Here is an 18,254-nt window from a genome sequence, read left to right as displayed (position 1 = left end):
CCCCCCCCCTCTGTTTTCCCCCCCCCCCCCGCCCCGGGGGGGGGGGGGGCCAAAACCCCCCCCCCCCCCCCCGGCCCCCCCGGGGGGGGCGCCGGGGGGGGGGGGGGCCCCCCCCCGCGCCCCGGGCTCTTCTTCGTGGGCTGGTTCGGGAGGTACCGGGACCATCGGCGAGACTGTGCCCAGCGGAAGACCGGTCCGCCGGGCCGGTCGAGGAGCCGGGCCTTCGCCGCAGCGGCGTGACCTCCGCGGCGACCGCAGCCCGCCGCCGGTCGACGGACCGGCCCGAACGGAAAGGCCACGCTTGCGCATCGACCTGCACGCCCATTCCACCGAGTCCGACGGCACCGACACGCCCGCGGAGCTCGTCGACGCGGCGATCGGAGCGGAGCTGGACGTCGTCGCGATCACCGATCACGACACCACGGCGGGCTGGGCGGAGGCGGCGGACACCGTGGCCGCCCGTGCCGGGCGGATCCGGGTCGTCCCGGGCGCGGAGCTGTCCTGCACGTGCCCGGACGGGAACGGCCGCGACATCACCGTCCACCTGCTGGCGTACCTGTTCGACCCGACGTCCGCGGCGCTGGTCGCCGAGCAGTCGAGGTTGCGGGCGGAGCGGCGCGGCCGGTTGCGGGAGATGGCCGAGCGGATGGAGGCCGAGGGCTTCCCGGTCGACGCGGACGAGCTGATGGCGGGGCTGCCGCCGGACTCGCCGGGCGGCAGGCCGCACCTGGCGCGGCAGCTGGTGCGCGCCGGCATGGTGGCCAGCGTCGACGAGGCCTTCGCCCGGTACCTGGGCAGCAGCGGCCGCTACTACCTGCCGCGCACCGACACCCCCGTGCTGCGGGCGATCGAGATGATCGCGGACGCGGGCGGGGTCACCGTGCTGGCGCACCCGTTCGCGCGCGCCCGCGGCCGGGTGGTGAACGCCGAGGTGGTGGCGGAGCTGGCCGCCCGCGGCATGACCGGCATCGAGGTCGACCACCCGGACCACGACGAGCCGACCCGGCAGGAGCTGCGGGAGCTCGCCACCGAACTGGACCTGGTGCCGACGGGCAGCAGCGACTACCACGGCACGAACAAGACGATCCGGATCGGGCAGGAGACCACCGCCCCGGAATCGCTGCGGCGCTTGATCGACAAGAGCAGCGGCAGCGAGGTGTTCACCGCGGGCTGACCGCCGTGATCAGCTGATCCGGTGAGTTCCGGGCGCCGCGCGGGGGGAAACGCGACGCGACGGCCCGGCTGCGTAGTGTGGTGCGAGTGCAGGGACAGCTCGGCCTCGAAGGCATCCCCGGCAAGCTCGTCCGGGTCACTCCCGCGAAGCTCGCGAACTGGGAAGGTTGCCCGCGCAAGTTCCGGATGACCTACTTGGACCGGCCCGCCCCGGCGCGTTCCGGTGCCCGCGCCAACGCCACGCTCGGCGCCGTCGTGCACAACACGCTGAAGGCGTTCTTCGAACTCCCGCCCGCCCAGCGGACCGCCGAGAAGGCGGTGCTGCTGGTCCGGCAGTGCTGGAAGGACGACGGCTTCGCCGGCCGGGTCCAGGCCGCCCGCTACCGGGAACGCGCCCAGCGGTGGGTCGCCGACTACGTCGAACGGCTCGCCCCCGGGACGGAACCGGTCGCGGTGGAGCGGTGGGTCTCGGCCTCGGTGGGCTCGATCATCGCCGAGGGCCGGGTGGACCGCATCGACCGGCGTAACGGCGAGCTGGTCATCGTCGACTACAAGACCGGCAGGCGCGCGGCCACCGACGAGGACGCCCGGGAATCGCGGGCGCTCGCCCTGTACGCGGTCGCCGCGCGGCGGACGCTGCGCGCGCCGACCGGGCGGGTCGAGCTGCACCACCTGCCCAGCGGGCAGGTCGGGGCGTGGGAGCACACCCGAGCCTCCCTCGACGAGCACGTGGAACGGGCCGAGCGGCTGGCCGGGGAACTCCAGTCCGCCTCCGACTCGTTCGAGGGGGGAGCGGCCGGGCCGGACGTGTTCCCGGCGAACCCTGGCGGGCGCTGCGCGTGGTGCGAGTTCCGCGCGCACTGCCCGGAAGGACAGCAGGCCGCACCCGCCGCCGAACCGTGGGCCGGGTTGGCCGAGTGACGGACCAGAGGAACGACGACATGGACATGCCCCGCCGAGCGCAGCAGGAGGCCGTGCGCGGAGGTGCTCGGCACCGGCCCGCGCCGCAGACGCTGCGCCGCCCGCGCCCGGCGGCCGGAACCCGGCCGGTCGAGGGCGCGGAGCAGCCGGGGGCCGTGCCGTTCCGCTCGGAGTCCCCGACCCGCCCCCGGCGTGAGCGGGTCGAGTGGCACGACGAGGACGAGTTCGACGCGGACGACGCCGAGGCCGCGGCGGTGCGCGGCCACCGCGGCGCCGCGGGCACCCGGATCGGGACCTGGTTCCGCGGGCTGACCGGGTCGCTGGCGCTGGGGCTGCTGCTGGTGGCGCTCGCGCTGATCGGCGTGCAGGTGTGGGCGACCCGGCAGGGGCAGGACGGCCCTGGCACAGCCATGATCGTTTCTCATGCGGTGGCGGCGGTGCTGGCCCTGGTGCTGCAGCGCTTCGCCGATCGGAACCGGGACCGGCGCGGCGCGGCGGCGCTGCTGGCGGTGCTGGTGGCGGTGTTCGGCACCCTCTGGTTCTGGTGGTGGTTGTAAGGCCCTCGGGCTCCGCGCTCGACGTCGTCCGCGAGGTCACCGCCGACCGGCTGGGCGATCCTGGTGCGGGCGGCGTGGGGAGGCTCCGGGCCGCGCTCGTCCCGAACACCGACGGCGAATCCGGCATTCCGGGCTGAAGCCGGGACCGGACGAACCGCAACACCGGCCGAATCCCAACACCGGCCGACCAGCCCGGCACCGGCCGAGTCAGCCCAGCGCGACCAGGTTCGGCCCGCGCTGTTCCAGGACGGTCGTGCCCGCGGAGTCCAAGCGCACCGGACCGTCCCAGCCCTGCCGGTCCACCGGGATCAGCCGCTCGCGCGCGCCCGTGAACCGGTCCAGCACCGCGATGCCCGCAGGCATCGGGACGAGCAGCTTCCCGCCGTGCAGCGCACCCGGCCCGAGCGCGCCCGGCACCTCCCACAGGGGCGCGAAGGTGGCGGCGTCCAGCGCGACCGTCGTGGCACCGTTGTTCCAGTACAGCAGGCCGCCGAAGGTGGCCCCGGGAACGTCGCCGATCTTGTCCTTGACCTGCCGGTACTGGTGGTCGTCGAGCACCGCGACGCGGAACGGCCGGTCCGGTCCGGCGGTGGCCAGCCCGTCCAGCACGCGCTGCTCGGTGATCGCCGGGTCGAACCGGTGCAGTGCGGCGGAGATCGACCGCGCGGCCCCGGCCTGCTCCGGACCGGGGACGGGGCGCAGGTTCACCGTCCACACCCGGTCGGCCGCGACGGCCTCCACCCCGGCGTCGGGGAAGGGCGCGCCCGCGGTGGGCAGCGGGTACTCGGCCTCGATGCCGCCGGTGGAGTTCGCGTACATCACGAGGGAGCCGCGGTCGCGTACGTACACGGCGGTCTGCTTGGTGGAGACCGCGACGGCGGTCGCCTCGGAGCCGCCGAGGACGGCGCTGCTGACCTCCTCCGGCTCCTCGTCGTCCTCCGGCTTGGTCTTGAGCACGGTGATGCGCTGCGCCGGGTCGTCCGGGCAGTCCTCCACCACCGCGATCCGCTCGCTGCCGACCGCCACCGACGGGTAGGTGCAGTTCGGGCGGCGGAGGTTGTTCCCCGCGTTCTTCAGCGCGGGCATGATCCCGTACTGCTGGGTGCGGACCAGGTCGGAGCGCCAGCTCTCCAGCACCCGCTCACCGGTCGCGGTGAGGTACTTGCCGTCGTCGAGCAGCCGGGTGCCGAACGGGGCGTCGGCGTTGCGCGCGGGCCCGCGCACCCCGGTGTCGCCCTGCAACGAGCTGACCTCGCTGCAGTTGGCCGATTTCCGGTACACGGCCACCGCGCGGTCCCACCCCTCGCCGACGGTGCACAGCGGCAGGTCGCGGGAGAAACGCCAGCGCACCGCGCCGGTGCCGGGATCCCGGCCGGACACGGTGCCGCCGTCGCCGGTGATCGCGGTCGAACCGGCGACCACCGGGACCGGGGTCGCCGGGCTCGGCGCGCGCCACAGCTCGTGCAGCGCGGCCGGTACCCGGGTGGGGGAGGTGAGGACAGGGGCCGGTGCGGCCGCGGGCTCGGACGTGGTGGCACGGGCGTCGCTGCGCCACCAGATCACCGCGGCGGCCGCGAGGACCACGACCAGGATCAGCACCACCGCGACGAGGTCGGACCGCGTCCGCCGTTCCGGCCGTACCACTGCACTCCTCACTGACTGCTCTCGGAAAGCCCGGCCGGTCCACGGGCCACCCGCTCCCGGGCAGCCCGCTCGCGGAACGGGATCAGTCGCCGGACGACTCGCCGCCGCCGGAACCGGCGCCACCGCCGCCGCCACGACGCCTGCGGCGCCGCTTGCGGGGACGGTCCGCGGATTCCGCGGTGCCGTCGCTCTGCGCGGTGGACTCGGCGGGCTGGGCCTCGCCGTCCGGGTTCACACCGCCGCGGGTGCGCCTGCGCTGCCGGGACCGGCCGCCGGGACGGGTCTCGCCCGCCGCGGACTCGCCGCCGGACTGCTCGCTACCGGAACCGCTGCGGGTGCGGCGGCGCGGCTTGCGGCTGCTGGAGCGCTTCGCGTCCTCGTCGGGTTCGGCGCCGAGGCCGGCGCGGGTGCGCTTGGACAGCGGGAGCCTGCCGGTCGCGTCCGCCGGGATGTTCAAGTCCTCGTACAGGTGCTTCGAGGTGGAGTAGGTCTCCACCGGCTCCGGCTTGCCCAGGTCGAGCGCCTCGTTGATGAGCTTCCAGCGGCTCTCCTCGTCCCAGTCGACGAGGGTGACGGCGACGCCCTCCCGGCCCGCGCGACCGGTGCGGCCGATGCGGTGCACGTAGGTCTTCTCGTCGTCGGGGCACTGCAGGTTCACCACGTGGGTCACCCCGGCGACGTCGATGCCGCGAGCGGCGACGTCGGTGGCGACGAGGGTGTCGACCTTGCCGGAGCGGAACGCCCGCAGCGCCTGCTCCCGGGCGCCCTGGCCGAGGTCGCCGTGCACCGAGGCCGCGGCGAAACCGCGCTCGGCGAGCTCGTCGGAGAGCTTCTGCGCGGTCCGCTTGGTCCGCGTGAAGATCATCGTCAGGCCGCGGTCCTGCGCCTGCAGCGCCCGGGCCAGCAGCTCCGACTTGTCCATGGCGTGCGCGCGGTACACGAACTGCTTGGTGCGCTCGTGGATCGCGTTCGCGTCCGCCTCCTCCGCCCGGATGTGCGTGGGCTGGTTCAGGAAGGTGCGGGCCAGCGTGATGATCGGGCCCGGCATGGTCGCGGAGAACAGCATCGTCTGCCGCTGCTCGGGGACCATGCCGAGGATCCGCTCGATGTCCGGCAGGAAGCCCAGGTCCAGCATCTCGTCGGCCTCGTCGAGCACCAGGCCGCGGACCTTGCCCAGCACCAGGTGCTGCTGCTCGGCCAGGTCCAGCAACCGGCCCGGCGTGCCGATCACCAGGTCGACGCCCTGCTTGAGCGCGTCGATCTGCTGCTCGTAGGGGCGGCCGCCGTACACCGCGAGGGTGCGGATGCCGAGGTGCTTGCCCGCGTCGGTGAGGTCGCGGGCGACCTGCACGCACAGCTCGCGGGTGGGGACCACGACGAGCGCCTGCGGCGTCCCGTCGCCGGGGACCTGCAACCGCTGCAGCAGGGGAACGCCGAAGCCCAGCGTCTTCCCGGTGCCGGTGCGGGCCTGCCCGATCAGGTCCTCGCCGCGCAGCGCCAGCGGCAGCGTCAGCTCCTGGATCGCGAAGGTGTGCTCGATGCCGGCCTCGCGGAGGGCGCGCACGATCTCCTCGTGCACGTCCAGCTCGGCGAAGGTCGGGGTGTTCGGGACGGTGCTCTCCGCGTGCAGCGGTGCGGCCTCCACGGCGGGGGCGCCGTTCTCGCTGTGCTCGATCGCGTGCACGTCCTCGGTTGTGCTGGTGGTCTCGGGGGCCTCGGGGGCCCGTTCGTTGCTGAGGGTCAGAGTGATCGCCTCTCTCAGTACCGGCGCGCTGCGGCCGATCGCTCGGCTGCACTCGTGGTGACGTCCTCCGGCATGGTGGCCGCGTTCGAGCCGCGGCCGGCCGCGTTGTTCGCGTGCTGCATGCTCGTGGTCACCGGTGCGATGGTCGCGCGCCCCTGTTCGATCAGCGGTTGTCCGCTGCTGGTTCGGTCGGCATCGTGGTGCGGCTCACGCCGTCGCCCACGCCCCCGGCTGCTCCGGCCGATGAGCCGGGCACAGGTGGCGCCCGCGCCCGGGCCTCCCGCACGGACCCCGGGCGACCGGCTGCTCACGGGGTGGGACCGTGGCCCGCGTCGAGCCCTGCCGGGTCCCGCGCGGGGAGAGGGGTCCACTGCCGGTTGCCTGATGCCGCATGGCTTCTGCGTCCGCCAGGATACCTGGTCCGAACCGGATCGAGGTCGGCGATGTGCGATGAGCTTTCGCGGAACGTCCCGCACCACCAGCGGCGAGCTCCCGGAGCGCCCGTCGGCCGCCGCGCGTGTCGGCCCGTGCCGCTGCGCGGACCGGGCGCGCGGGGTGGCGGTTAAGGTGCCCGGTATGAGCGAGCTCGACCCCTCCGCCGCCGGATCCACCGACTCCACCACCTACGCCGAGGGGGTCGTGGACCTGCTGGCCGCGCTCGCCTACGGCGAGCTGTCCGCCTTCGACCGGCTCGCCGAGGACGCCCGCACCGCGCCCACCCTGTCGGGCCGGGCCGCGCTGGCCAGCATGGCCGCCGCCGAGATCGGCCACTACCGGATGCTGGACGACGCGCTCGCCCGCCGCGGGGTCGCGGTGGACGAGGTGATGGCCCCGTTCGCCGAGCCCTTCGACGCGTTCAACGCCTCGACCGCCCCGCACTCGTGGCTGGAGTCGCTGGTGAAAGCGTACGTGGGTGACGGGCTCGCGGCCGACTTCTACCGCGAGGTCGCGGAGTGGCTGGACGATTCGACGCGGACGCTGGTGCTGGACGTGCTGGCCGACACCGGGCACTCCGCGTTCGCCGAGCGCGAGGTGCTGGCGGCCTGCGCCGAGGACCGCTCGCTGCGGGACAAGCTGACGCTGTGGGGCCGCAGGCTGCTGGGCGAGGCGGTCACCCAGGCGCAGCGCGTGGTGGCCGAGCGGGACGCGCTCGCCGAACTGATCATCACCGGGTCGGGCGATCTCACCGGCATCGTCGCGCTGTTCCGCCGCTTGCAGAACAACCACACGAAGCGGATGGCGCGGCTGGGCCTGGGCTGACGGGTTCCCGATGTTCGCCACCGGCGAAGGCGGGTCCGGCGTGGACTGGGATAACCTCTCGGACGTACGCATCGGTTCGCGAATTGTGGAGGTCAAGCGTGGAGGTCAAGATCGGCGTCGTGGACAGCCCGCGTGAGCTCACCGTGGCCAGCGGTCAGTCCTCGGCCGAGGTCGAGTCGCTGGTGGCCGACGCGCTGAAGACCACCGACGGGGTGCTGTCGCTGACCGACGAGAAGGGCCGGCGCTACCTGGTGCCCGCCGCCAAGCTGGCCTACGTCGAGATCGGCCCCTCGGAATCCCCGCGGGTCGGCTTCGGCGTCCAGTGATCTGCCGCGATGCCCCCGGCCGGAGAGCGCTCCGCCGGGGGCATCGTCGTGCCCGGGGTCGTCCACATCGGACTTCGGGGTTCCGTCAGAACGGCGGTCGGCCCACGCCGGTGATGCGGTAGCGGTGCCACGGGTCCGGCTCGGACAGGCTGCCCGCCGCCTCGCCGCGCGTGGTGCGCACCACGACCTCGGTCCGGCGCCCGGCCGCGAGCTCGGCGACCGCGTCGTCCGCGGCGACCCGGCCGTACCAGTGGAAGCGGCCGTCGATCGGCTGGAAGTGCCCGCGCAGCACCACCGACACCGGGACCTCGCGTTCGGCGGTGAACAGCACCGCCTCGCCCTCGTACTCCTCGTCGGGGCCTGCGTCGACGGTGGTCTCCTCGGACATGGTCGCTCCTTCCGCGGTCAGCTCCCGCCGCCGGTGTCGGTGATCAGCCGCAGGCCGGTGCTCGGCTCCAGCGGCTCGTCCGGGTCGAGCACGATGCCGCCGGAGCGCAGCACCCCGTCGATGGCGTGCCAGATGATGCGGGTCAGGTAGTCGGTGAGGTCGTCCCGGCTCATCGACTGCCGCTCCAGCCACCAGTCGCCGCTGGCCTGCACCATGCCGACGAGGCCGTGCGCCCACGGCTCCACGCCGCCGGAGTCCAGGCCCAGCGCGCGCAGGTACTCGCCGAGCAGCCGGGACAGCGAGTTCGCGATCTCCGTCTTCTCCGCGGTGACCGGGTCGGAGCGCACCGGCTTGTCGGTGAAGGTGCGGCGCACGACGAACCGGTACAGGTCCGGGTACTGCTCCAGGACGCCGAGGTAGGCGTCGAGCATCCGGCGGATGCGCTCGTTGGGGCTGCCGTCGGCGGCGATCTCGGGGGCGAGCCGCCGCATCAGCAGTTCGGTGCCCCATTCGCCGACGGCGACGTAGAGGTCGCTCTTGTCGTGGAAGTGCCGGTACAGCACGGGTTTGCTGACGCCGGCCTCGGCGGCGATCTCGTCCATGCCGACGTCGGCGCCGTGCTGGCCGATGGCGCGCACGGTGGCTTCGACGAATTCGGCGCGGCGGGCTTCGCGGTGCTCCCGCCAGCGCTCCCGGCGGGCGTCGCCGCGCGGCGGTGGGTCCGGGACGACCTTGACAGGCCGGGTGTGGTGGCTCACGCTACCCAAGGTAGCTGTTACTAGAAGTAACATGCAATGCCGGTGGCAGCCAGGGAGGCCCCGAGATGACCAGGACCGCGCAGGTGAACGACCGGGAGAAGACCGCCGCCCGGCTGCTGAAGTCGTCGGCGAAGAACAGCTACGACCCCGAGGTCGACATCGACTGGGACGCGCCGCTGCTCGACGACGCCCCCTACATCCCGTTCCACCGCAGCAGCCTCTACGGCACGGACCTGTGGGAACGCCTCGACCGGGCGCAGCGCGTCGAGCTGACCAAGCACGAGTTCGCCAGCATCGCCTCCAACGGCCTGTGGTTCGAAGTGCTGCTGATGCAGATCCTGCTCAAGGAGTTCTACGACTCCGACCCGCGCACCGACCACGCGCACTACGCGCTCACCGAGATCGCCGACGAGTGCAGGCACTCCACCATGTTCGGCAAGGCCGTCCGCCGCGTCGGCGCCCCCGCCTACGGGCCGGTGCCGCTGCTGCGCCAGGCCGGGCGGGTGCTGCCCGCGATCCTCAAGGGGCCCTCCGCGTACGCCGCGATCCTCGTCGCCGAGGAGATCCTGGACCGCTTCCAGCGCGACCAGATGAACGACGAGTCCGTGCAGCCGCTGGTGCGCATGGTCAACCGCATCCACGTGCTCGAAGAGGCGCGGCACGTCACCTTCGCCCGCGAGGAGGTGGTCCGGCGGATGGCCGGGTGCGGCCCGGCCGAACGCGCCTGGCACCAGTTCGCGACCGCGCTGGTCTCCTACGCGATCTGCTTCAGCCTGATCAACCCGCGGGTGTACGCGGCCGTCGGCCTGCGGCCCAGGGACGCGCACGCCGCGGCGTGGCGGAACCCGCACTTCCAGCACACCCTGCACTGGGGTGGCGAGAAGATCATGGGCTTCCTGGACGAGGCGGGCCTGATCGGCGGGCCCGGCATGCCCTTCTGGCGCAAGTCGTTCCTCATCCGCTGACCCCTCCTCCCAGAACAGGACCGCCATGACCACCACCGCCTCCGGCGCGGACACGAGCACCTTCACCACCGGCGACGGCGTCCGGCTCCGGGTGCACGAGCACGGCCCCGCCGACGCGGGCAGCACGCTGCTGCTCGTGCACGGCTGGACCCTCACCACGCACACCTGGGACCGGGTCATCGACGAAGTGCTGCACCAGGCGGACGTCCGGGTGCTGCGGTTCGACCTGCGCGGGCACGGCGAATCCGATCCGGCGCCCGCGGGCTCGGCCACCATCGAGCGCTGCGCCGACGACGTCGCCGAGCTCATCGAGCAGCGGGTGCCCACCGGGCCGATCGTGCTCGCCGGGCACTCCATGGGCGGTATGACGATCATGGCCCTGGCCGAGCGGCACCCGGAGCTGTTCGCGGCGCGGATCGCCGGCGCCGCACTCGTCGCCACCTCCAGCGGCGACCTGGTCGCACCCACCCTCGGCCTGCCCGCGCCGGTCGCGGCCGTCGCGAACCGCGCCGAGCTCGGCGTGCGCGGCCTGCTGGCGAAGGCGGGCGGCGGGCGGCTGGCGCGGAACTCCCGGCCGCTGCGGCCCGGCATGCGCTGGCTGCTGTTCGGCGGTTCTCCGGCCGCGGAGGACGTCGCCGCCACCGCCGACTGGGTCGCGGCCTGCCACCCCGCGAGCCTCGCCGGGTTCCGCGCCTCGCTCGCCGAGCACGACCGGGTGCACGCGCTCGCCGCGCTGCGGGACATCCCCGTCGTGGTGCTCGCCGGGCTCAAGGACCGGCTGTGCCCGCTGCCGCACGCCCGGCGCATCGCCGACGCGCTGCCGGACGCGCGCCTGCTGCTCTACTCCGGCGCCGGGCACATGCTGCCGCTGGAGCGCACCGACGAGGTCGCCGACCGCATCGTCGAGCTGATCCCCGGCTGAGCGGGACCGCGCCCGCGCCGGATGAACGGCCCGCTCGACATCGGTCGGGCGGGCCGTCCGCGGCTCAGCCGTTCTGGAGGGGGAAGCCGGAGAGGCCCTTCCACGCCAGCGTCGTGATCAGCGTGATCGCCTCGTCGCGGCGCACCGACTCGGTCTCGTCCAGCCAGTAGCGCGCGGTCACCTGGCTCAGCCCCACCAGGCCGAACGCCAGCAGCCGCGCCCGCTCCGGGTCGAGGCCCGCGTCCGCGGTGACGGCCTCGGCGACCGCGTCCACGCAGTCCGACAGCGCGCCGTCCACCGCCTTGTCCACCGACGGCTCCCCGCGCAGGTCCGATTCGAAGACGAGCCGGAACGCCTGCCCCTCGCCGTCGACGAACTCGAACAGCGCGCCGACCGCCGCGCGCACCCGCTGCTTGTTGTCCGGAGTGGTCTCGATCGCCTGCCGGACCCGGCGCACCAGCTCGCCGCCGTGCATCTCCACCAGCGCCAGGTACAGCTCCAGCTTGCCGGGGAAGTGCTGGTAGAGGACGGGTTTGCTGACGCCCGCGTGCTCGGCGATGTCGTCCATCGCGGCCGCGTGGTAGCCGTTGGTGACGAACACGTGCTGGGCAGCGGTGAGCAGTTGTGCCCGGCGGGCGTCGCGGGGCAGCCGAACGCCCCTGCTCGGCTGCGCGGCGGTCTCCGTCATGCCTGCCTCCACCCGTCCTTCCGTCACGTGCTGGGCTTCTCCAGCCGGGAAGCACAACCTTACTCGCCGGTAAAGGCCGTTCTCGACCTCATCCGGCGCCGCGTCGCACTCCCGGGGCATGCTGAAACCATGCGGACGAGCCCGCGACACCTCGACGCGGCGGCACCCGGCGGCGGGCTGACCAGGGTTCCGCTCCGGCTCGGCGCCGTCCCGGCGCGGTTGCCCGGCGTGCCGTCGCCCGGCAGGCACGTGCCGTTGATCACCGAATCCGGTCCGTTGCGGGTGCACGTCCGCGAGACGGGCGGGCCGGGCGCGGAGACCGCCGTCTACCTGCACGGACTCGCCGGATCCGCCTCGAACTGGACGGACCTCGCGGCGGCGCTCGCGCCGAACCTGCGCGGCCTCGCCGTGGACCTGCCCGGGTTCGGGCGCTCGGTGCCGCCGGACCGCTTCGACTACTCCGGCGAGCAGCACGCGCACGTGGTGATCCGGCTGCTGGAGGAGTCCGGGGCCGGCGCGGTTCACCTGGTGGGCAACTCCTTCGGCGGAGCGGTGGCGGTGCTCGTCGCCGCGCACCGGCCGGACCTGGTGGCCTCGCTGACGCTGATCTCCCCGGCCGTGCCCGACCTGCGCCCGGACCCGCGGCGGATGTCGGACCCGCGCATCCCGCTGACCCGGCTGCCGCTGCTCGGCCCGGCGGTGCGCCGCAGGCTGGCCGCGGTACCGCCGGGGGAGCGGGCCCGGCGGCTGCTGGAGCTGTGCTTCGCCGAGCCGGGCGCGGTGCCCGCGGACCGGTTGGACGCCGTCGTCGAGGAGTTCCGGGAGCGCGCCGGGTTCGACTGGGCCGAGGCCGCGCTGGACCGCACCACGACCGGGCTGGTCCGCTCCTGGCTCGCGCCGCCGTGGCGCTCCCCGTGGCGGCTGCTGCCGCTGGTGCAGGCCCCGAGCCTGGTGGTGTGGGGCGCCGCCGACCGCGTCGTCGGCGTCCGCAAGGCGCCGCGCACCGCCCGCGAGCTGCGGCGCGGACGGCTGCTGGTGCTGCCGCGCACCGGGCACGTCGCCCAGCTGGAGCGGCCGCGGGTGGTGGCCGCGGCGGTGCTCGGCATGCTCGACGAGGTCGAACTCGGGCATTGGTGACCAGCCGCCCCGAAACGGGTGATCTTCGAATCGGCGGCGGATCCCGCTGGCCACAGCCTCGTTGGCCACGATCGTGCTGTGGCAGGCTTGTACCGTGCCGCGCCCCCCGAGACGACCCCGTGACGCCGCCGCAGGCCGTTCGGACCCGGCGGGCGGTTCCGCCGCCCCCCACGCGCGCCGCACGCCCCGCCCCGACGAACCGCTGGCGGCCTCGTGGCGGCCGTTCGACGAGCGCGACTACGACCTGGACGAGCCGGAACCGCCGCGGCGCACGCGGAACGGGGCCTGGTCGCTGTACGGCTGGCGGATCTACGCGGTCCCGCTGCTGGTGGTGGTCACCGCGCTGGCCGTGTTCCAGTCCGTCGACCCGGACGCCCAGCAGCTCGGCGAGGGCGGCACCTCGCACCTGCGGGCACCGGACGTGCCGGAGGCCCCGGTCGTGACCGAGGCGCCGCCCGGCCGGACCTACCGCGCGGACATGTTCTCCGCCGAACTCCCGCCGGGCTCCCCGGTGCCGGAGGTCGGCGGGCGCACCTTCACCGTGCTGCCCGGCACCTCGCCGAAGGTCGGCACCGGCGGCGACCTGTACCGCTACACCGTGGAGGTCGAGGTCGGGGTGAAGCTCGCGGAGGGCAACGACTCGTTCGCCCAGCTCACCCAGGAGACCCTCGCCGACCCGCGCAGCTGGACCAACCCGGAGGCGGGCGACATCGCGCTGCAGCGGGTGGACGGCTCGGCGTCCCCGGACTTCCGGGTGACGCTGGTCAGCCAGAACACGGCGCGGGAGATCTGCGGCTACGGCAGCGGGTTGCCGTTCGACACGTCCTGCCGGATCTCCGACCGGGTCTACATCAACGCGGCCCGCTGGGTGCGCGGCGCGGTCGCCTTCGAGGGCGACATCGGCACCTACCGGCGGTACGCGATCAACCACGAGGTGGGCCACGTCTTCGGCAACGGGCACGTGCCGTGCGGGGAGCAGGGCGGCTTGGCGCCGGTGATGATGCAGCAGACGTTCAGCACGTCGAACAACGAGCTGCACGAACTGAACAAGGCGGTGCCGCAGGGCACCGAGATCCCCGCCGACGGCTTCGTCTGCAAGTACAACGCCTGGCCGTTCCCCGTCGGCGGATCCGGCAGCTGAGGCGGGTGCGCTCGACCACTCCGTTCCCGCATGGTGGGAGTAGTTTGGGAAGCGGGAAGACCATCCGCCACTCTGGCGTTGCACCTTCCGCGCCCGTCCGGCCCCGCCGAACTCGGGCGCGGACGCTCGTCGTGCTCGCGCCAGCGGGTGAACGACGAGGTGAGGACCACTGAGGAGGAGCTGGGAGATGTCCGGCGATTCAGCCCAGGCAACGACGCTACCGCCGCTCGTCGAGCCGGCGGCGGAGTTGACCAAGGAAGAGGTCGCGCGCTACAGCCGCCACCTGATCATCCCGGATGTCGGGATGGACGGGCAGAAGCGGCTGAAGAACGCGAAGGTCCTGGTGATCGGCGCCGGTGGGCTCGGCAGCCCCGCGCTGCTGTACCTGGCCGCGGCCGGGGTCGGCACCATCGGCATCGTCGAGTTCGACGCCGTCGACGAGTCGAACCTGCACCGCCAGGTCATCCACGGCCAGTCCGACCTGGGCAGGCCGAAGGCGGAGTCGGCGCGCGACTCGATCGCCGAGATCAACCCGTTCGTCAAGGTCAACCTGCACCAGGTGCACCTGTCCTCGGACAACGCGCTGGGCATCTTCGCCGACTACGACCTGATCCTGGACGGCACCGACAACTTCGCGACCCGCTACCTGGTGAACGACGCGGCGGTGCTGTCCGGCAAGCCCTACGTGTGGGGCTCGATCTTCCGGTTCGAAGGCCAGGTCAGCGTGTTCTGGGAGGAGAAGGGCCCGAACTACCGGGACCTCTACCCCGAGCCGCCGCCGCCCGGGATGGTGCCGTCCTGCGCCGAGGGCGGCGTGCTGGGCGTGCTGTGCGCCTCCATCGGTTCGATCATGGCCACCGAGGCGGTCAAGCTGATCACCGGCATCGGTGAGACGCTGCTCGGGCGCCTGATGATCTACGACGCGCTGGAGATGAGCTACCGCACCGTCAAGATCCGCAAGGACCCGAACGCGACGAAGATCACCGAGCTGATCGACTACGAAGCGTTCTGCGGCGTCGTCTCGGACGACGCGCAGCAGGCCGCGGTGAACAGCACGATCACTCCGCGTGAGCTCAAGGAGAAGTTCGACCGCGGGGACAAGTTCGAGCTGATCGACGTCCGGGAGCCGCACGAGTACGAGATCGTCAAGATCGACGGATCCACGCTCATCCCGAAGGACCGCATCCTGTCCGGCGCCGCGCTCGCGGAACTGCCGCAGGACCGGCAGATCGTGCTGCACTGCAAGTCCGGCGGCCGCTCCGCCGAGGCGCTCGCCGCGCTGCACAAGGCCGGGTTCTCGGACGCGGTCCACGTCGGTGGCGGTGTCCTCGGATGGGCGAACGAGGTCGACCCGAGCCTGCCGACCTACTGATCGACCCCGCCGCCCGCGTCCGGGCGGTGCGCGGTGGCCGAGCCACCGCGCGAAGAACGGCGACATTCCCTGCTCAGCGCAGGTGGTACCGGCCCGGCCCCCGCACACGAGGGGGCGGGGCCGGTCGTCGTCGGGCCGCGCCGCCGCCCGGTTCACGATTTCCCCCGGACCATGATCTGCGGAGCGCCTGACCCCCATTCGGGGATCTCCGATGTAGCGTCTGCGCCGTGACTGGAACTCCGGAGCCGCCCCCGTCGCACGTACGAGCGGCGTTCGGTGCGCGCGGGGAGGACGCCGAACTGCTCAACGGCGGCGTCGCCTGGCGTTGCGGCGAGGTCGTGCTCAAACCGGCCGCGAACACCGCCGAAGCCGCCTGGGTGGCGCAGACCCTGGACCTGCTGGAACCGGACGAGGTGCGGGTCGGCAGACCGGTCCGCTCGACCGACGGCCGCTGGGTGGTCTCCGGCTGGTCCGCGAGCCGCGACATCACCGGACGGCCGGAACCGCGGCACGACGAGGTCGTCGCCATGTCGCTGCGGCTGCACGCGGCGAGCAGCGTGCTCACCCGGCCCCGGTTCCTCGACGCGCGGCAGGACATCTACGCGCTCGCGGACCGGATGTCGTGGGGCGAGGAGGACTACCCGCTGCCGCTGGACAAGGGCGGCCGGCTCTACGACGTGCTCGCCGGATCGCGGCGCCGCACCCAGCTGCGCCCGCAGGTGGTGCACGGCGACCTGTTCGGCAACGTGCTGTTCGCGGGCAACGCCCCGCCCGGCATCATCGACTTCTCCCCGTTCTGGCGGCCCGCGGAGTGGGCGGCGGCGGTCGCGGTGATCGACGCGCTGTCCTGGGGCGGCTCGGACGCGGCGATCGTGGAGCGCTGGTCGCACCTGACGGACTGGCCGCAGGCGCTGCTGCGCGCGCTGCTGTTCCGGCTCGCGGTGCACGCGCTGCACCCGCGGTCCACCACGGCCTCGCTGGGCGGGCTGGAGCACGCGTCGCAGATGGTGCTCGAAGTGCTCTGACCCGCCCCGGCGCGCCCGCCCGCGCGGGTGTGACGATGGTGCGGTGGCAGAGGACGTCGAGGACACCGAACCGCTGCGCGGGTTCACCGCGGGCATCACCGCCGAGCGCAAGGCGGCGGAGCTGGGCGCGCTGCTGGCCCGCCGCGGCGCCCGGGTGCGCTACGGCGCGGCGATGCACACCGTCCCGGTCGGCGACGACGCCGAGCTGACCGCGGCGACCGAAGCGGTGCTGGCCCGGCCGGTGCAGCACGTGGTCGCGGTGACCGGCAGCGGGTTCGGCGGCTGGATCGAGTCGGCTCGGGCGCGCGGCGCGGGGGAGCGGCTGCTGGCGCACCTCGGCTCGGCGGAACTGCTGGCGCGGGGCGCGAAGGCGCGCGGCGCGATCCGCGGCGCCGGGCTGCGCGAGAGCTACACGGCGCCGACCGAGGAGGTCGCCGACGTGCTCGACCGGCTGCTCGCGCAGGGCGTGGCCGGGGCGCGGGTCGTGGTGCAGCTGCACGGCGATCCGATGACCGACTTCCGGGAGCGGCTGCGCGCGGCGGGCGCCGAGGTGCTGCCGATCGTGGTGTACCGCTGGACCGACCCGGTCGACCTCGGGCCGCTGGACGCGCTGATCGACGCGGTGATCGACGGCGAGGTGCGGGTGCTGCCGCTGACGAGCGCGCCCGCCGCGACGAACTTCCTGGCGCGGGCGCGGCGGACCGGCCGCGGCGAGGCGCTGCTGGCGGCGCTGCGGACGAACGTGCTCATCGCCTGCGTCGGCCCGGTCACGGCGGCCCCGATCGCCCGCGAAGACCTGCCGCACGTGCTGCCGGAGCGCGCCCGGACCGCGGCCCTGGTCCGCCTGATCGCGGACGAGGCACCCCGCTTCGCCCGCGGCGACGGCTGATCCCGCGGCGCTCGATCCACCTCGGCGGTTGACCCTGCGGCCGATCCACTGCGGCGGTCGGTCCACGGGGCGGTCGGCGCTGCGACGGCCCGACTACTGCGGCGGCCGGTCCTGCGCGGCGGCCGGTCCACCGGGACGGCTGATCCCGCGGCGCTCGGTCCCGGCGGCGGGGACGATCAGGCCGGGCCGGACCAGCGGTAGCGGCGCATGTTGACGCGCGGGCCGTCGGCGAGCACGCCCTCCGCCCGCAGCAGCTCCAGCTGGCGCCTGCGGAGGTGCTCGGCGGTCCTGCCGTCGGAGCGCAGCACCCGGTGCCAGGGGATGTCGGCACCGTCCTCGGCGAGGATCCGGCCGACCAGCCGCGCGGAGCGCAGACCGGCCAGCTCCGCGACGTCGCCGTAGCCGAGCACCGATCCGGCGGGGATGGAGACGACCACGGCCCGCACCCGTTCCAAGGTTTCCTCGTCCACCCGGGCAGTCTCGCAGAGCAACGGGCCCGGCAGGACCAGGTGATCGGAGCGGCGGGCCGGCGCCGGGGAGCAGCCGCTATTACAAGCGGCGAATGCCATCGAGCACGGCCTGCAGCAGGTCGTGGTCCGGTGGGCGCTGCGGGGTCAGCGGAACGCTCAGCGCACCCTCGTCGAGCAGGTCCGAGACCAGGACCTTCGCCACCACCACCGGGATCTCCAGCGCCGCGGCCAGGTCGGCGATCGACCTCGGCCGCGCGCACAGCAGCAGGATCCGCTCCCGGTCGGCGTCCCACTCGGCCGCGTCGTCCGGTTCCGGGACCGCGACGACGAGGGTGCCGCGGTCCAGCTCGGCGGCGGCCGCGCGGGTGCGGCCGCGGGTCATCGCGTACGGGCGCACGAGCGGGCCGGCGGCGCTGTCGCGCCACCCGTCCCCGCCCGTCCGCCGCGAGGTCACGTCGCCGTCGGCGTCAGCCGGGAGCGGGGTGCGGACTCGATGGCCCGGCCCGCCCGCTGGACGAACAGGTTGATCTCGTAGGCGATGAGGCCCACGTCGGCGTGCTCCTCGCCCAGCAGCGCGAGGCAGGAACCGTTGTCGGCGGCGGTGACGAACAGGAACGCGTGATCCATCTCCACCACGGTCTGCCGGATGCAGCCGCCGCCGAACCGGCGACCGGTGCCGCGCGCCAGCCCGTGCAGCGCGGACGCCGTCGCCGCCAGCGCCTCGGCGTCCACAGCGGACAGTTCCGGCGAGTGCTCGACCACCAAGCCGTCGGTGGAGAGCACGACGGCGTGGCGGGCCCCCGCGACTCGGCCGACCAGATCACCCAGCAACCGGCCCAGCTCGAAGTCGGTCGTGGTGCTCATGTCCTGCACT

The 18,254-nt window shown here is 73.9% G+C and carries 21 protein-coding genes; 13 read left to right on the top strand and 8 right to left on the bottom strand.

Translation table 11 applies throughout. The features are described 5' to 3' along the window. Window positions 1-301 precede the first annotated feature (301 nt). From LCD31_RS03740 to LCD31_RS03725, 4 genes are all read left to right on the top strand, one after another. Window positions 302-1,174 carry a PHP domain-containing protein gene (locus tag LCD31_RS03740; protein WP_224956018.1) on the top strand — a complete coding sequence of 291 codons (873 nt, stop codon included), beginning with the start codon at window positions 302-304 and terminating at the stop codon, window positions 1,172-1,174. Between the two features lie 86 nt (window positions 1,175-1,260). Then, on the top strand, window positions 1,261-2,094 hold the full coding sequence (locus tag LCD31_RS03735; protein WP_224956017.1) for a PD-(D/E)XK nuclease family protein: 834 nt from the start codon (window positions 1,261-1,263) through the stop codon (window positions 2,092-2,094). Next, window positions 2,091-2,651: a hypothetical protein gene (locus LCD31_RS03730; protein ID WP_224956016.1), complete on the top strand. Its 561-nt coding sequence runs from the start codon at window positions 2,091-2,093 to the stop codon at window positions 2,649-2,651. Before LCD31_RS03735 ends, LCD31_RS03730 begins: the two co-directional genes overlap by 4 nt. After that, entirely contained in the window at window positions 2,642-2,788 is a 147-nt protein-coding gene (locus LCD31_RS03725; RefSeq protein ID WP_224956015.1) for a hypothetical protein, read from the top strand. Before LCD31_RS03730 ends, LCD31_RS03725 begins: the two co-directional genes overlap by 10 nt. A 70-nt stretch (window positions 2,789-2,858) precedes the next feature. On the opposite strand, the gene LCD31_RS03720 is transcribed toward LCD31_RS03725, so the two are convergent. Together LCD31_RS03720 and LCD31_RS03715 are read right to left on the bottom strand one after the other, a co-directional pair. Further along, window positions 2,859-4,295: a hypothetical protein gene (locus LCD31_RS03720; protein WP_224956014.1), complete on the bottom strand. Its 1,437-nt coding sequence runs from the start codon at window positions 4,293-4,295 to the stop codon at window positions 2,859-2,861. Between the two features lie 82 nt (window positions 4,296-4,377). Continuing rightward, window positions 4,378-5,979, bottom strand: coding sequence for a DEAD/DEAH box helicase (locus tag LCD31_RS03715; RefSeq protein WP_224956013.1), 1,602 nt, complete (start codon window positions 5,977-5,979; stop codon window positions 4,378-4,380). Between the two features lie 636 nt (window positions 5,980-6,615). Here LCD31_RS03715 and LCD31_RS03710 point away from each other — a divergent pair. After that, window positions 6,616-7,299, top strand: a complete 684-nt coding sequence (locus LCD31_RS03710; protein WP_224956012.1) for a ferritin-like fold-containing protein — start codon at window positions 6,616-6,618, stop codon at window positions 7,297-7,299. Window positions 7,300-7,397: 98 nt separating this feature from the next. Then, window positions 7,398-7,625: a DUF3107 domain-containing protein gene (locus LCD31_RS03705; RefSeq protein ID WP_224956011.1), complete on the top strand. Its 228-nt coding sequence runs from the start codon at window positions 7,398-7,400 to the stop codon at window positions 7,623-7,625. Window positions 7,626-7,710: 85 nt separating this feature from the next. Here the strand turns inward: LCD31_RS03705 and LCD31_RS03700 are convergent, their stop codons facing one another. Together LCD31_RS03700 and LCD31_RS03695 are read right to left on the bottom strand one after the other, a co-directional pair. Continuing rightward, window positions 7,711-8,013: a DUF4873 domain-containing protein gene (locus tag LCD31_RS03700; RefSeq protein ID WP_224956010.1), complete on the bottom strand. Its 303-nt coding sequence runs from the start codon at window positions 8,011-8,013 to the stop codon at window positions 7,711-7,713. Between the two features lie 17 nt (window positions 8,014-8,030). After that, a complete protein-coding gene (locus LCD31_RS03695; protein ID WP_224956009.1) occupies window positions 8,031-8,771 on the bottom strand; it encodes a TetR/AcrR family transcriptional regulator in 741 nt (246 codons plus the stop codon). Window positions 8,772-8,836: 65 nt separating this feature from the next. Here LCD31_RS03695 and LCD31_RS03690 point away from each other — a divergent pair, with 65 nt between their 5' ends. Continuing rightward, entirely contained in the window at window positions 8,837-9,736 is a 900-nt protein-coding gene (locus tag LCD31_RS03690; RefSeq protein WP_224956008.1) for a diiron oxygenase, read from the top strand. Between the two features lie 25 nt (window positions 9,737-9,761). Then, window positions 9,762-10,658 (top strand): alpha/beta fold hydrolase, encoded by an 897-nt coding sequence (locus LCD31_RS03685; protein WP_224956007.1) that lies wholly within the window; start codon window positions 9,762-9,764, stop codon window positions 10,656-10,658. A 64-nt stretch (window positions 10,659-10,722) separates the two neighbouring features. Here the strand turns inward: LCD31_RS03685 and LCD31_RS03680 are convergent, their stop codons facing one another. Next, a complete protein-coding gene (locus LCD31_RS03680) occupies window positions 10,723-11,346 on the bottom strand; it encodes a TetR/AcrR family transcriptional regulator (RefSeq protein WP_224956006.1) in 624 nt (207 codons plus the stop codon). Window positions 11,347-11,475: 129 nt separating this feature from the next. Between LCD31_RS03680 and LCD31_RS03675 the strand changes: the two genes are divergently transcribed. From LCD31_RS03675 to LCD31_RS03655, 5 genes are all read left to right on the top strand, one after another. Further along, window positions 11,476-12,483, top strand: a complete 1,008-nt coding sequence (locus tag LCD31_RS03675; protein WP_308011238.1) for an alpha/beta fold hydrolase — start codon at window positions 11,476-11,478, stop codon at window positions 12,481-12,483. Between the two features lie 94 nt (window positions 12,484-12,577). Beyond that, the gene (locus LCD31_RS03670; protein ID WP_224956005.1) at window positions 12,578-13,624 is read left to right on the top strand and encodes a DUF3152 domain-containing protein; all 1,047 of its coding nucleotides are present in this window, start codon (window positions 12,578-12,580) and stop codon (window positions 13,622-13,624) included. Window positions 13,625-13,811: 187 nt separating this feature from the next. Beyond that, window positions 13,812-14,996, top strand: a complete 1,185-nt coding sequence (gene moeZ / locus LCD31_RS03665) for an adenylyltransferase/sulfurtransferase MoeZ (RefSeq protein ID WP_224956004.1) — start codon at window positions 13,812-13,814, stop codon at window positions 14,994-14,996. Between the two features lie 227 nt (window positions 14,997-15,223). Continuing rightward, entirely contained in the window at window positions 15,224-16,021 is a 798-nt protein-coding gene (locus tag LCD31_RS03660; protein ID WP_224956003.1) for a TIGR02569 family protein, read from the top strand. 43 nt (window positions 16,022-16,064) lie between these two features. Then, on the top strand, window positions 16,065-16,910 hold the full coding sequence (locus tag LCD31_RS03655) for a uroporphyrinogen-III synthase (RefSeq protein WP_224956002.1): 846 nt from the start codon (window positions 16,065-16,067) through the stop codon (window positions 16,908-16,910). A gap of 176 nt (window positions 16,911-17,086) precedes the next feature. On the opposite strand, the gene LCD31_RS03650 is transcribed toward LCD31_RS03655, so the two are convergent. The 3 genes from LCD31_RS03650 to LCD31_RS03640 all read right to left on the bottom strand — a co-directional run bounded on the left by LCD31_RS03650 (window position 17,087) and on the right by LCD31_RS03640 (window position 18,244). Further along, window positions 17,087-17,380, bottom strand: coding sequence for an MGMT family protein (locus LCD31_RS03650; protein ID WP_224956001.1), 294 nt, complete (start codon window positions 17,378-17,380; stop codon window positions 17,087-17,089). A 79-nt stretch (window positions 17,381-17,459) separates the two neighbouring features. Beyond that, a complete protein-coding gene (locus LCD31_RS03645) occupies window positions 17,460-17,834 on the bottom strand; it encodes a DUF742 domain-containing protein (RefSeq protein WP_224956000.1) in 375 nt (124 codons plus the stop codon). Then, complete coding sequence (locus LCD31_RS03640) at window positions 17,831-18,244, bottom strand: roadblock/LC7 domain-containing protein (protein WP_224955999.1); 414 nt, start codon at window positions 18,242-18,244, stop codon at window positions 17,831-17,833. The genes LCD31_RS03645 and LCD31_RS03640 overlap by 4 nt, the downstream gene beginning before the upstream one ends. Between the last annotated feature and the right edge of the window lie 10 nt (window positions 18,245-18,254).

Origin of the sequence: Saccharopolyspora sp. 6M (assembly GCF_020176775.1) — a bacterium.
In the GTDB taxonomy this organism is placed as follows: domain Bacteria; phylum Actinomycetota; class Actinomycetes; order Mycobacteriales; family Pseudonocardiaceae; genus Saccharopolyspora_C; species Saccharopolyspora_C gregorii.
Note: the sequence above shows the minus strand (reverse complement) of the source record. Positions and strands in the feature narration are given on the sequence as shown.